The following is a 13,419-nucleotide window of genomic DNA, read 5'->3' on the forward strand; positions in this document are numbered from 1 at the left end:
GGTACAGGCGCATGTCGTTTTCAGAACTTAAAAAGGTCGCTCATCGTTAGCAAACCATTGTGTGTGGCGGCATATTCGGCTGCCAGCACTGCACCTTCTGCAAAACCGCGGCGCGAATGGGCATCGTGGGTGATGCTGATGCTGTCGGCCTCGCTGTCGTAAACGATGGTATGGATACCGGGAACCTCGCCTCGGCGGAAGCTGTCGATGGGCAATTGGTTGTCGGCCGTTTGTTCGCTGGGTATGATTGAGCCGTCAGCCAAGTGCTGCTCGCCCTTTACCCACGTTTCTTTGCGGTCTAGTTGTGCCACAATATCTTCGGCCAGGGTGATGGCTGTGCCCGATGGCGCGTCTTGTTTGTGCACGTGATGGGTCTCTTCCATGTGTACGCCGTATTGTGGGAAGCGGTTCATCAGTTCGGCCAAGCGACGGTTGAGGGCTTGAAAGATGGCTACGCCAATAGAGAAGTTACTGGCCCAAAACAGCGTTTGACCCCCTTCTTGGCACATTTGGCGCACCTCTTCGCCGTGTTGGGCAAGCCATCCTGTGGAGCCCGACACCACTTTTACGTTGTGGGCAAAGGCCTTGCGGTAGTTGTCGAAGGCCGATTGGGGCGTGGTAAATTCGATAGCCACGTCTGCCGAGGCAAAGGCGGGGCTATCGAAGTCGACTTGGTTGTCTTTGTCGATGATGCAAATGATGTTGTGGCCGCGCTGTTTGGCAATCTCTTCAATCATGCGGCCCATCTTTCCGTAGCCTATAATGGCGATGTTCATGGGTTGTATTTTTTCTGCAATAATGATGTTATGTGTTCTCGGCGGTGAGCTTCGAACCTGCGTTGGGGTAGTGCCTATGGCGCGTAAACCCCTAATTTACTGCACAAAGGTAGCGAAAAAAGGGGTAATAGCCATCTTTTCACCTTTTCATTTTTTCACCCTTTCACCTTTTTTACCCATAAAGATGATAGCATCCGCCTGCCAAAAGCTTTAAGATACCTTTCATTTCGAGTTGGAAAAGCAACACGGTGAGTCGCGAAATGGGGATGTTGGCCGTGAGCGACAGTTGGTTTATGGCTTGGTCGTTCTGTTTTTCTAGGGCCTGAACCACGGCTTGTTCTTCGTTGGAGAGTTGTGGAAAGAGTTGTCGCTCTATGCCTTGGCGTGTGGCTTGCATGCGTTTGAGGTCGGTTTCCCAACCTAGCGCGTGCACAAAGTCGGCTGCCGAGGAAACGAGTTGGGCCTTGTGGTCGCGTATCAGGTTGTTGCAGCCCTCGCTGTATGGTGCGCCCACAGGACCAGGGAAGGCGAAAACATCGCGGTTGTAGTCGCGAGCGATGGACGTGGTGATAAGTCCTCCGCCATGCGCAGCACTCTCAACCAGCACACAAGCATCTGAAATGCCCGCCACGATGCGGTTTCTTCGCACGAAGTTTAGCTTGTCGGCGTTGGTGTTCGTGAGAAATTCGGTGAGCAGTCCGCCCTGTGTAAGCATCTCGTCGGCCGTTTGTTTGTGACGAGTGGGGTATAGATAGTCCAGCCCATGAGCCAGCACGCCCACCGTGTCTAGCCTGTTTGCCAAGGCTTGTCGGTGTGCGTTGATGTCTACGCCGTATGCCAGTCCGCTAACGATAAGCACTTCGGGACAGAGACTTTTCAGTTCCGAAACGAAACGACGGATAAGGTCTTGCCCGTAGGCCGTACAGTGGCGCGTGCCAACAATGTTGATAACGCGTGCCCGATTGAGGTTGGCCGTACCCTTATAAAACAACACTAGCGGTGCATCGTCGCAGTTTTTGAGGCGTTGCGGGTAGTCGTCGTCGGCCAAAGAAAGTGCGCGTATGCCGTTGCGCAGGTTGTATTCCATCTCGGCATCGGCCACTTTGAGGTGCGTTTCAATGTTACGCATGGCCTCTTGCAGGCGTGGCGAGGCATCAGGCAGCACCTCGCGCAGGTCGTTTCGGTGCTCAATGACGGCCGTAGCCGAACCCAATTGTCGGTATAGCTGTGCCAAACCGGCAAGGTTGAAATAGTTAACGCGCGTCAGGGCGATGGCGTTTCGGGTCTCGTTGTTATTCATGGACAGGGCTAAGTTTCTTTTTTAGTTTACAAGTTAACGAGTAGACGAGTTAACAAGGCCATAGCCAAGTAAACAGGTTGACGAGTAAACAGGTTGGCAAGACGCTATTTCCTGCCGTTTATACAACCGTTATCTTAACGGGAATATGGATTATTTGTCGCCCGATTGCTGTTCTATGAAAGGCGCGAAAGCCTTGTCGATGTCTTCGCTCCGACTGAGACGACCGTTCACGAGGCATACAAGTTCGGCCGTGGCACGGAACGAAAGCTTATCGTCGCGTTTGCGGAAGATGTCGTGATGAAATACGTATCGGATGCCTTCTTGCGTAATTCGGAGTTTCGAAACAAGGATATCGTCGCATTGCAGCGGTGTTTTGTATTGTAGGTTCATACGTGCCACCACCGCGTCTACACCCTTCTCGTGCAGTCCTGCGAAGCTTAGTCCTGCGTGTTTCAAGAAAAGGTGGCGCGTATGTTCTGTGTAATGCAAGTAGTTGGCGTTGTTAACAATGCCTTGGATGTCGCATTCGTAATCGCGAACTTCCATCTCGGTTGTGAATGTGTACATATATATAAATCTTTAAAAGCCTCACTCAAGCCCCTCTTCAAGGGGAGAGGGGAGTGATGTGCGTTATTAGTTGACGAGTTATTGAGTTGATATGTTCATGAGTTATTGAGTTGATAAGTTGATGAGTTATTGAGCTGATAAGTTGACAAGGATTGTCGTCCACTCTGCAACAAAGCATTTGGCTTAACTCCTTAACTTCATAACTCCTTAACTCCTTAACAAGTTATCTCCTCAAATATTCATACCCAATCCTGCATCTTAGGCAGTTTTTGCGGTCGCAATACTCGTTTTTTAGTTGTATAAGGGCCTGCGTATCGCCGGCGTTATTTACTTCTAGTCCGCATGCTTTCCACATTCTGATGATGTGGTTATCCTCCGCTTTCAGCTCGTCGAGCAGTTGGAAGGCGCGGTCGCACAAAGTTTCGTTGTGGCGATGACGACCATAGGCGAAGAGCACGGGCACAACGGTGTTGAGGATAAGCACGTCGCGCGAGACCGTTGAGAGTGCTTTGTCGCTGCCTTTACTTTCTCCGCCGAACACGTAATGCGTTTGCCAGTAGGCTGAAACCTGCGTGGCTAAGGCCTTACGTAGTAGTGCCAAGTTTTCGCAAGCCACGATGTTGGCCAGCGATGCACGGCGCGAATGGTGAAGCATGGCCAGTTGTGACAGGCGGATATGTGGGAAATTCTGCGGCCTGAGTCGAAGAAACAACCACAAACTAGGGTCTAGCGGCTGCAAGTTAAACTTGTGTGCAAGGTAGGTGTACTCCTTTTTCAGCTGTCCAAAGTAGTTTTCGGCCATGGCCGCTTCTCTATGTCGGGTGGGTATGGCCGCATCGTTTAGCAGTCCTGCTTGCCCCATAAAGAGCGCTTCTATCTGAAAGGTGTTGTCGCGATGATGGTCAACGCATCGCAACGGAATGTTGGCGGCCCATCGTTCGAAGGCATCGCCGTTTACACCGAACCCAAAATTGCGCGCCAAAGTCATGAAGAAAGCGTCTTCCCACGAACCTCCCGCTTGCTCAACGCGCCGTATCACTGCCTCGGTTTTGCTTTCCAACCGCTCCGTTTGTAAGGCCGCGAGCCAACTGTGCAGTGTAAGTCGTTGCAAATGGGGGATGATATGGTGGCAAGGCGGGAACTTATCGGCCACCAGTAGTTCACTGTAGTGGGCCAAAACACCGCTAGGTACGGCCAATTCCATTTGTGGCAGTTGCTTACCGTCTTGCGTTTGGCATTCCATGTCTGCCTTCCCCACCACGTGCAGCACCACATTGTTATACCGCGGATCGTTTTGGTGTCCATGTTCGAACCACTGCGAGGCCGTGTTATGTATCTCGACGTTACCCACCCAGAGCGTATCTCCAAGCTTAACCTTGGCGTTAAAGAAGTCGGGACCTGCGTTATCGTTGTGCAATCCCGTATCAATCACCTCCACATCTACGCCTTCGGTTGTTCTCAGAGGTGCAGTTGCGAAGAGCTTATGCTTCCAAACATAGTGCAGCAGTTGTTCCATGGGCATTGCGATATAAGGGTTATGTAGTGCAAAACTATAAAGAAAAAACGAAAAAATGGCCTTAAAAGTCAAGGAAAATGCGATTTTTCGCACTTAGCTATGCTTGCAAGTAGCTTGCGTGAGCATGTTTTTGTTTATTGGTTAAGTCTTCGTACCTTTGCAATTATGAAAATAGGTAACATATCGTTTGATGCTCATCCGCTCTTCCTTGCTCCGATGGAAGACGTCACCGACATTGGTTTCAGACTTCTTTGCAAACGTTTTGGCGCGGCTATGGTATATACCGAGTTCGTTAGTGCCGAAGCATTGGTGCGCTCGGTGAAGTCTACTGTAAGCAAACTAACCATCAGCGACGAGGAACGTCCTGTGGGAATACAGATCTATGGGCGCGATGTGGAGTCGATGGTAGAGGCTGCACGCATCGTGGAACAAAGCCATCCCGACGTGATAGACATCAACTTTGGCTGTCCTGTGAAAAAGGTGGCAGGCAAAGGAGCAGGTGCGGGCATGCTGAGAAATGTGCCGCTGATGTTGGAAATAACGCGCGAGGTGGTGCGTGCAGTGCGTACGCCCGTGACGGTGAAGACGCGATTGGGATGGAATTGCGAAGAAATTATCATCCCCACGCTCGCCGAACAATTGCAAGATTGTGGCATAGCTGCCCTTACCATACATGGTCGAACGCGTTCGCAGATGTACACGGGCGAGGCCGATTGGCGTTATATCGGTGAGGTGAAGGCCAATCCGCGTATCCATATCCCCATTATTGGCAACGGCGACATTTGCACACCGCAGCAAGCTAAAGAGGCTTTCGACCGCTATGGCGTTGATGCGGTGATGGTGGGACGTGCTACTTTCGGACGCCCATGGGTGTTTAAGGAGATGAAAGACCATCTTGAAGGCTTGCCCCGAGACCCATCGCTTACCTTAGACCGAAAGATTGACTTGCTGGAAGAGCAACTGCGCATTAACATCGAGCGTATAGACGAGTATCGTGGCATACTGCACACGCGCCGTCATCTTGCGGCAAGTCCTATATTTAAGGGCATTCCCGATTTCAAACAAACGCGTATCGCCATGCTTCGTGCTGATAAGCAAGAAGAATTGATTGCTATCTTGGAAGGCTGTCGCGAACGATTAAGAGGGTTGGAGCAGACTGTTGGGTGAGACGCTGTTAACCCCCTTATCGGCTACAAGCGAGTTGTAGTGCCACTACTAACGGCTGGTAGTGCCACTACCGATGTTTTGTAGCCACACTACCGATAATTTGTAGCCACACTACCGATAGCTTGTAGCCACACTACCGATAGCTTGTAGCCGCAGTACTAGTTGTTTTGTACTGGCAGGTTGATGGTAAAGTCTTTGTTGATTGACGAAATTCTAAAACCAGTTTGTTTTGAGGATTACTCGTCAGCTTGTAACCTTCCAAGCGTGTTTGCGTTCTATTTGCGGGTGAATTCAATACGTCCACTCTCGATCACAAGGGGCGACTCGATGATTAGTTTCGATTGGTTGGCGTCGAAAAACTCTATAACGCGCACCCCGATGAAATGAGATTTGCTATTTAGGTGTAGTAGATTTCGGCTTTGGCTTTTGCTATACATCAGCCCCCATTGGCCTTCCAGATCTTCATCAATTCGCTTTGTCCAGTCGGTTAGTACGGGTTTACCGCCAACCATCACTTGTTGGCGTGACCTATATAATATGTGTCCGGTATAAGTACCGTCGGTTTTAAAGACGAATTCTTGAGTAACTTCCGTTAATTCTGTCTGACTGAAATGATGCCAATGTCCCACAATCAGGTCGTGATATTTCTCATTCAACTGCTTGGTGGCTGCTATTTCATCCGCATTAACCACAATGGGCTCGCGGTGACACGAGGCCAACAGGGTGGAGAAAGCGAAAAGCACGTAGGCTAATATTTTCATAAACATGAGTAATATAAGTTTGAAATAATTTGCGATGATGTTGCAAATATAGCATAGTTTACCTAAACGAGCAAACGAATATGCCCATTTTTTCATACCTTTGTATGTCAAAAAACAACGTTATTCGCAAGCACAGGTCAACAATGAGGTAAGCATACCGCCTTATCTGCTTGTTAACAGGTCAACTTGTAAACTGATAATACAAACTGTAAACATGAACGTAGAGATAGAATCTTCGTGGAAAAGGCAGTTGGCCGACGAGTTCGAGAAGCCTTATTTCGAGGCTTTGTCTGCCTTTGTGCATGCCGAATACAAGCAATATCGATGCTTCCCGCCTGCACAATTGGTGTTCAACGCCTTTAACTTATGCCCTTTCGATAAGGTGAAAGTCGTGATAATCGGACAAGATCCCTATCACGACGATGGGCAAGCACATGGTCTAAGCTTCTCGGTTAACGATGGCGTACCTTTCCCGCCGTCGTTACAAAACATCTTTAAGGAGATAAACAACGACCTCGGTAAACCCATTCCCACAAGCGGAAACCTAACGCGTTGGGCCGAACAAGGCGTGCTTTTGCTCAATGCTACTCTCACCGTGCGTGCCCATCAGGCAGCAAGTCACCAACGACAGGGCTGGGAAACGTTCACCGATGCAGCTATTGCCAAGCTCAATGCAGGGCGCGAGGGACTTGTTTTCATTCTATGGGGTGGTTATGCACGCTCGAAGTCTGCGCTAATCGATGCTCGTAAGCATTGCGTATTGCAGTCGGTTCACCCCTCACCGCTATCGGCCAACCGTGGCGGATGGTTTGGCAACCATCACTTTTCGCAGGCTAACGCCTACCTTTCTTCGCGCGGACAAACGCCCATCAACTGGTAAACAATGAACAACAACATACCGCCCATTATGCAAGTGGGCAACATACTTATCTCTTCCGACCTCATCACCGAATGCTTTTGTTGCGACCTCGACGCCTGCAAGGGTGCTTGTTGCATCGAGGGTGATGCTGGAGCACCCGTTACGCTCGATGAAATTGCAGCCATGGAAGATAATCTCGACATCGTTTGGAACGATCTCTCGACACAGGCACAGGCTGTTATCGACAAACAGGGCGTGGCCTGTAACGACCGCGAGGGCGACCTCGTGACGAGTATTGTTAATGGGAAAGACTGTGTTTTTACTTGTTACGACAAGGGACTTTGCCTCTGTACGTTCGACCGAGCACATCGTGCAGGGCTCTGTTCGTTTCGCAAACCCATATCCTGTGCACTTTATCCCATTCGTGAAAAGCGTTTCGATGACGACCTTGTAGGCTTGAACTATCACCGTTGGGAAGTGTGTAAGCCTGCCGTAAAGAAAGGGCGCGAACTGAATCTACCCCTCTATCGCTTTTTGGAAGGTCCGCTAACCGAGCGGTTTGGACGTGAATGGTACGCCGAACTATGCGAGGTGGCCGAGAGTTTAAAGGTAGAAGGAGAAGAAGGTAGTAAGGAGTAAGATTGAGGAATTAAGGAGATATGGAGTTAAGGAGTTAAGCCAAATGCTTGGTTGCAGAGTGAATGACAATCCTTGTCAACTTGTTAAGGAGTTAAGGAGTTATGGAGTTAAGGAGTTAAGCCAAATGCTTGGCCGCAGAGAGAACGACAATCCTTGTCAACTAACAAGGCATATCACTCCCCTCTTCCCTCGGAGAGGGGTTGGGGGTGAGGCTTTTTAAATATAATATCACACAATGCTAAACGAACAACGCAGCAGTATGCTGCATGGCATCTTACTTATCGTGCTCTTTTCGCTTGCCGCTTTCTATATCGGCGACATGGCTTGGGCCAAGAGTCTTTCAATTAGTCCGATGATTATCGGTATCGTTTTGGGCATGTTCTATGCCAACAGCCTACGCAACAACCTGCCTCCGACATGGGTTCCAGGTATCACTTTCTGTGCCAAAAGGGTGCTTAGGGTGGGTATTGTGCTGTATGGCTTCCGGCTAACGCTACAAGACGTAACCGCAGTAGGACTTCCTGCCATCGTGGTAGATGCCATCGTGGTGTGCGTAACCATTGGTGGAGGATTGCTTATTGGCCGAATCTTGAAGCTCGACCGTAGCATAACGCTCCTCACTTCGGTAGGCGCGGGCATCTGTGGAGCGGCTGCCGTGCTCGGAACAGAGGGTGCAATTAATGCCAAACCCTACAAAACGGCGGTGGCCGTGTCTACCGTCGTTATCTTCGGAACCCTCTCCATGTTTCTTTATCCTGTGCTTTATCGCAATGGCGTGTTAGACCTTTCGCCCCAATCGATGGGTATTATGACGGGTAGCACGGTGCACGAGGTGGCTCATGTTGTAGGTGCGGGCAACGCTATGGGTAAAGATGTGTCTAACGTAGCCATCATTGTGAAGATGATTAGGGTGATGATGCTGGTTCCCGTGTTGCTTGTGGTGAGTTGGTTTGTGGCACATAACAAGCAGGGCGATGCCGAAACGCAAACCAAGCGCAAAGGAATAACCATCCCTTGGTTTGCCGTGTTGTTCTTGGTTGTTATCGGTTTCAATTCGCTCAACCTTCTTCCCGCTCCTGTAAACGGTGCTATCAACACCTTCGATACCTTTCTTCTTACCATGGCGATGACCGCCTTAGGCGCCGAAACCAGCATCGATAAGTTCAAGAAGGCAGGTCCCAAACCCTTCCTCCTTGCTGCCCTGCTTTATTGTTGGTTGCTTGGCGGTGGCTATCTTATCGCTAAGGCATTGTAAAAGGGTAGGGGATTTCGGAAAGCTTTTCCTTGTTTCTCATTTAAGACAAGGGTCAATAGGGTTAGTTTTACCCATTTGCGTGATTAAATTCTCATCACTTCCCCCTCTTCATCACCACCACTGCATTGGCCACTTTGCGTTCCCCATCGTGGTCGAACTTACGATTGTCGCAAGGATAGTTGGCAACGCCGTTGGTGCTAAACCCTTTTGCCCAAAGCGTTGTAGAACCTCCGCCGTCTAGGTTGATGGCATCGGTGCAACCCAATTGTTGCAAAAAGTGGCGTAGCTCGATAAGGTTCATGCCACCAGCATAACCCGGATGCCGTCCGTCTACGGTGACAAAAAGCACTGTTCCGCGTGAAGTGAGGGCGATAGCAGACCGTGGATGCTTTTTAACAACAAAGCCCATGCTACTGCTACGTAGCAAGATGCTTTGCCCACGATAGAGAAGTAGATGCCCAGAGGCCAGCGTTGATCCGTGGCGACAATGATAACGACGTTCGATTTCTTTGTTCCATGGCATGATGCGCAGCTTTCGGCCGTGCGTGCGGATAGCTCCCGTTACGCGAAGAGCCAGTTCGGCGGTGGTGGTTGTGTCGAGAACGGTGCGCCCTTGACGTAGATAGGTGATGGCCGAACGCTTGTGCATGCCGAAGTACGACCCATTGATGCCCACCAATGCCTTTGTGCGTTGTGCCATTTCGCCCACCGTGGCACCGCCATCGGCAATGGCAATGTCGAATTCTAAACTGCGTTTGGGCGTTATTTCGGCCACAGTAACGGTTTGGGCACAGCCATATAACAGGGGCCAACGCATCTGCCGCACTTCTATATTCTCGCTAATCTTTTTCGTTTCCCACATCGCCGTGGAAATGGCAACAACGTCTTCGCGTGTCTGGGCAATAAGGGAAAGGGGCAGAAATAGCCCGAGAAGCAGACCAAGAAAAAACTTTTTTCGCATAACGAGGATGTTAATCATTGGCAGATGAGGTTGTGGAAGTTGGCGAATTGGTGAGCTTTCTTTTCAACACAGCAGGGTTTCCTGCTGCCAAACAATCGTCGGGTATATCGCGAATAACCACCGACCCTGCTGCAATTATACACCGTCGGCCGATGGTTACGCCAGGACACACCGTTACATTGCCACCCAACCACGTGTCGTCGCCAATGGTTATGGGGCTCGCCGTTTCTTGCGGCTCGCGCCTTTCGATGTAATCTAGCGGATGTTGAGGCGTAAACAGCTTGCAGCATGGCCCCAGTTTGACGTGTCGTCCCAATGTAACCGTGGCCGCATCTAGCACTACGCAGCCATAGTTCATGAACGAATGTTCGCCCATGCGTATGCCGTGTCCGTGGTCGCAGTTAAAAGGCGGACATATATCGGCCGTTGCGGGTAGACCAGGAATAAGCTCTTCAATCAGTTCGCGATAGCCTTCATCGGCGCTACTCATGTTGTTGAGCTTTGCACACAGTCGTTTGGCGCGAGCAAAGCTAGCCTGCATCTCTTTGTCGTCAAAGCGATAACGCTCGCCATCGCGCATCTTTTGCATCTCTGTTTTCATGCCATTTTCATTCTTGTGACATGGGCAAAAGTACGTTTTTTTGATTAACTTTGCAACACCAAGCCCAACCCCTGCGATGGCTTTTCACACTATTTACCATTCCGCAACATCATGTTCCATCCCCTACATACCACCCTGCCAAGGCCCGAAAAGATGAACAACCCCTTCTTTTACGAACCCGATGCGCTGTGCCTAATGGCTGTCGAGCGGGTGAAAGAACTTATCGCCGAGCACGAAGCATGGCGCGAGGAGGTTGCGCAGGGTAAGATGTTCGGCGTGTTGGTGGTTGAACGCCCCATGCCCCACGGTCAACAGTTGGGTTATTTGGCTGCTTTCTCGGGACAATTAGGCGGTAAGGCTACGTGGGAAAGGTTTGTTCCGCCCGTGTTCGACTACCTGCAACCCGATGGCTACTTCAAAACGCACGAACGCGAGATTAGCGAAATCAACGCACGATTAAGCGAAATGGAGCGTAACCCGCTGCTTAAAGACCTGAAAACGCGCATTGCCCACGAACAAGAAACGGCCGAAACAGAACTGAACGCTTACCGAACGATGATGGTCGAGGCCAAAAACGAACGCGAAGAAAGGCGTAAACAGGGCGCAACTGACGAGGAATTGGCGGCAATGGTAGCCGAAAGTCAGTTTCAAAAGGCCGAGTTGAGGCGTATGAAACAGCGAATAAAGACCCAAGTTGAGCATTTGCAAGAGCAGCTTAATGGGTTAGAAAACGCAATGGCAGACTTGAAAGCCGAGCGTAAACGCCTATCAGATGCACTGCAACGTTGGCTTTTCCAGCAGTTTGAGATGCTGAACGCGCGTGGCGAACGTCGCAATTTGCTCGACATTTTCGCCCCAACTCCCCAGCGAACGCCACCTGCTGGCACGGGGGAATGTTGTGCGCCAAAGCTGTTGCAGCATGCTTTTGCCATGGGTTATCATCCCCTTTGCATGGCAGAATTTTGGTTGGGACAGTCGCCCAAAACCGAAATAAGGCGCGAGGGGGCGTTTTATCCCGCCTGCCAAGGCAAGTGCGGACCAACGCTTGGTTTTATGTTGCAGGGCTTGGATGTGGCGTGTGTGCCGCAAAAGACTGTCGACCGCGATGCCTTACGCGTGGTTTACGAAGACAATGCTTTGGTGGTGGTGAGTAAACCGCATGGCATGTTGAGTGTTCCAGGGAAAGATGGTGGCACATCTGTTGCCCAACTGATGCGCGAACGCTATCCCGATGCCGACTCGCCACTTATTGTTCATCGGCTAGACCAAGATACGTCGGGGGTGATGCTCATTGCAAAGACCAAGGAAATGCACCGAACGTTGCAGTTGGCTTTTGAAAACCACGAGGTGAAGAAACGCTATGTGGCGGTGCTAGACGGCTTGTTGCCACCCGAAAGGCAGCAGGGCGAAATATCGCTACCCTTAAATAGCAACTACTTGGACCGTCCACGGCAGATGGTAGACTGGCTGCAAGGTAAGCCTGCCGTTACGCGATATGAGGTGATAGGGCAGGAAGAGGGGCGCACCATCGTGGCTCTTTATCCGCTAACAGGGCGCACACATCAGCTTCGGGTGCACTGCGCGCATCCCGACGGACTAAACTTACCCATCCTTGGTGATCCTCTTTACGGTAGAAAGGCCGATCGCATGTATCTGCATGCCGAAGCCATTGAGGTGGAAAAGCAGGGATTACGAGTGGAAGATGATAAATGGCCACATCCACAGGCTATCTCCAAAGGGGGTGGAGAGTAAAGCCTCACCCCCAACCCCTCTCCAAGGGGAGAGGGGAGTGGTATGCTTTGTTGGTTGACAAGTTAACGAGTTAACGAGTTGACCAGTTGACAAGGATTGCCATCCACTCTGCAACCAAGCATTTGGCTTAACTCCTTAACTCCATAACTCCTTAACTCCAAAAAATATGAAAGAAGAAAAGAGATGCGTTGCGCCCAACGAAAAGGCGCGCGAAGAAGGAAACGATATGGCCTGGCAGGTGCTAGACCGAGAGTATCTGATACGCAAGCAATGGTTAACGGCACGCTGCGATAAGGTTCGTTTGCCCACGGGTGTGGTGGTAGACGAGTATTATGTGCTTGAATATCCCGAATGGGTGAACACCGTGGCCATAACGCGTGAGGGCGATTTTGTGCTTGTTCGCCAATACCGACACGCTCTGGGCGTAACAGCTATGGAGATTTGTGCAGGCGTGATGGAGCAAGGTGAAGAACCGATGCAGGCTGCACAGCGTGAACTGCTTGAAGAAACGGGGTATGGCAACGGTACATGGCGACCGCTGATGACCATCGCCCCAAACCCGGGAACAATGACCAACCGCTGCCATTGCTTTTTGGCCACGGATGTGGAAAAGGTTTCGGGCCAGCATCTAGATGCCACCGAAGACATTCAGGTGCACCTTGTGAGTCGTGATGAGATGCTGCGCATGCTTAAGAATAACGAACTATACCAAGCCATGATGTACGCCCCTTTGTGGAAATACTTTGCCTTGGAAGACGAACTGAAAGGATAAGATCGCACGAAAGTTTGTTACGTAGGTGTGCGTTAACTCTAATCGACATGTAGCAGTTGGCTCAATTTACAACAAATATTCTCTGTCTATCACCACCACCAGTTCATCCTTCCCACCTCCAAACGCCATCTTTCATTCTCCACCCGATAAACTCTTGTAGTGAGCTTTTTAATCTTTCGCCCTGTTAAAGCTAAGATGGAACCCTGTTCCGGATTAGCTGGAACAGTATTCCAGTTTAACTGGAACAGCATTCCAGATAACATGGAACAGTCGTCCAAAACATCTCTAGCACGGCGATTAATGTAATAATTCATCATCAGGGCTTAAAAAACGCATTTTCGGAACGATGAAAATGCGAACCATGGAAAGGTTAATTGGTGCGTTCGGGATAAAAGGCCATGCCTTTTGAACAAGCCCCGACAGGTAAAGAAATGGTTTTCTAGCCAACTAGCGTTATGAGGCAGTTGGCATAACGAATCGTTTTTATCCCGGA

13 protein-coding genes are annotated in these 13,419 nt (G+C 50.3%); 6 read left to right on the forward strand and 7 right to left on the reverse strand.

Going from position 1 to position 13,419, the window contains the following annotated elements; genetic code table 11:
• Positions 1 to 20: 20 nt before the first annotated feature.
• From dapB to F453_RS0103025, 4 genes are all read right to left on the reverse strand, one after another.
• Positions 21 to 776, reverse strand: a complete 756-nt coding sequence (gene dapB / locus F453_RS0103010) for a 4-hydroxy-tetrahydrodipicolinate reductase (RefSeq protein WP_018966674.1) — start codon at positions 774 to 776, stop codon at positions 21 to 23.
• 172 nt (positions 777 to 948) lie between these two features.
• Positions 949 to 2,076: a DNA-processing protein DprA gene (gene dprA, locus F453_RS0103015; protein ID WP_009237104.1), complete on the reverse strand. Its 1,128-nt coding sequence runs from the start codon at positions 2,074 to 2,076 to the stop codon at positions 949 to 951.
• Between the two features lie 150 nt (positions 2,077 to 2,226).
• A complete protein-coding gene (locus F453_RS0103020; RefSeq protein ID WP_009237105.1) occupies positions 2,227 to 2,643 on the reverse strand; it encodes an acyl-CoA thioesterase in 417 nt (138 codons plus the stop codon).
• Positions 2,644 to 2,866: 223 nt separating this feature from the next.
• Complete coding sequence (locus F453_RS0103025) at positions 2,867 to 4,159, reverse strand: DUF2851 family protein (protein ID WP_025789920.1); 1,293 nt, start codon at positions 4,157 to 4,159, stop codon at positions 2,867 to 2,869.
• A gap of 165 nt (positions 4,160 to 4,324) precedes the next feature.
• On the opposite strand from F453_RS0103025, the gene dusB reads away from it, so the two are divergent.
• Positions 4,325 to 5,326 carry a tRNA dihydrouridine synthase DusB gene (dusB, locus tag F453_RS0103030; protein WP_018966676.1) on the forward strand — a complete coding sequence of 334 codons (1,002 nt, stop codon included), beginning with the start codon at positions 4,325 to 4,327 and terminating at the stop codon, positions 5,324 to 5,326.
• A 275-nt stretch (positions 5,327 to 5,601) separates the two neighbouring features.
• Here the strand turns inward: dusB and F453_RS0103035 are convergent, their stop codons facing one another.
• Positions 5,602 to 6,087, reverse strand: coding sequence for a hypothetical protein (locus F453_RS0103035; RefSeq protein ID WP_234398370.1), 486 nt, complete (start codon positions 6,085 to 6,087; stop codon positions 5,602 to 5,604).
• A 214-nt stretch (positions 6,088 to 6,301) separates the two neighbouring features.
• On the opposite strand from F453_RS0103035, the gene ung reads away from it, so the two are divergent.
• The 3 genes from ung (at position 6,302) to F453_RS0103050 (ending at position 8,840) form a co-directional block, all read left to right on the forward strand.
• On the forward strand, positions 6,302 to 6,967 hold the full coding sequence (gene ung, locus F453_RS0103040) for a uracil-DNA glycosylase (RefSeq protein ID WP_018966678.1): 666 nt from the start codon (positions 6,302 to 6,304) through the stop codon (positions 6,965 to 6,967).
• 3 nt (positions 6,968 to 6,970) lie between these two features.
• The gene (locus F453_RS0103045; protein ID WP_018966679.1) at positions 6,971 to 7,585 is read left to right on the forward strand and encodes a DUF3109 family protein; all 615 of its coding nucleotides are present in this window, start codon (positions 6,971 to 6,973) and stop codon (positions 7,583 to 7,585) included.
• A gap of 235 nt (positions 7,586 to 7,820) precedes the next feature.
• Positions 7,821 to 8,840 carry a YeiH family protein gene (locus F453_RS0103050; RefSeq protein ID WP_018966680.1) on the forward strand — a complete coding sequence of 340 codons (1,020 nt, stop codon included), beginning with the start codon at positions 7,821 to 7,823 and terminating at the stop codon, positions 8,838 to 8,840.
• Positions 8,841 to 8,934: 94 nt separating this feature from the next.
• Here F453_RS0103050 and F453_RS0103055 read toward each other — a convergent pair whose 3' ends face one another.
• Both F453_RS0103055 and F453_RS0103060 read right to left on the reverse strand, forming a co-directional pair.
• Positions 8,935 to 9,801, reverse strand: coding sequence for a phosphodiester glycosidase family protein (locus F453_RS0103055; protein ID WP_026292429.1), 867 nt, complete (start codon positions 9,799 to 9,801; stop codon positions 8,935 to 8,937).
• A 10-nt stretch (positions 9,802 to 9,811) separates the two neighbouring features.
• A complete protein-coding gene (locus F453_RS0103060) occupies positions 9,812 to 10,402 on the reverse strand; it encodes a sugar O-acetyltransferase (protein ID WP_018966682.1) in 591 nt (196 codons plus the stop codon).
• 111 nt (positions 10,403 to 10,513) lie between these two features.
• Here F453_RS0103060 and F453_RS14045 point away from each other — a divergent pair, with 111 nt between their 5' ends.
• Both F453_RS14045 and F453_RS0103070 read left to right on the forward strand, forming a co-directional pair.
• Positions 10,514 to 12,154: an RluA family pseudouridine synthase gene (locus tag F453_RS14045; protein ID WP_018966683.1), complete on the forward strand. Its 1,641-nt coding sequence runs from the start codon at positions 10,514 to 10,516 to the stop codon at positions 12,152 to 12,154.
• Between the two features lie 166 nt (positions 12,155 to 12,320).
• Positions 12,321 to 12,926, forward strand: coding sequence for an NUDIX hydrolase (locus F453_RS0103070; RefSeq protein ID WP_018966684.1), 606 nt, complete (start codon positions 12,321 to 12,323; stop codon positions 12,924 to 12,926).
• The last annotated feature ends 493 nt before the right edge of the window (positions 12,927 to 13,419 follow it).

Origin of the sequence: Hoylesella loescheii DSM 19665 = JCM 12249 = ATCC 15930 (assembly GCF_000378085.1) — a bacterium.
Lineage (GTDB): Bacteria > Bacteroidota > Bacteroidia > Bacteroidales > Bacteroidaceae > Prevotella > Prevotella loescheii.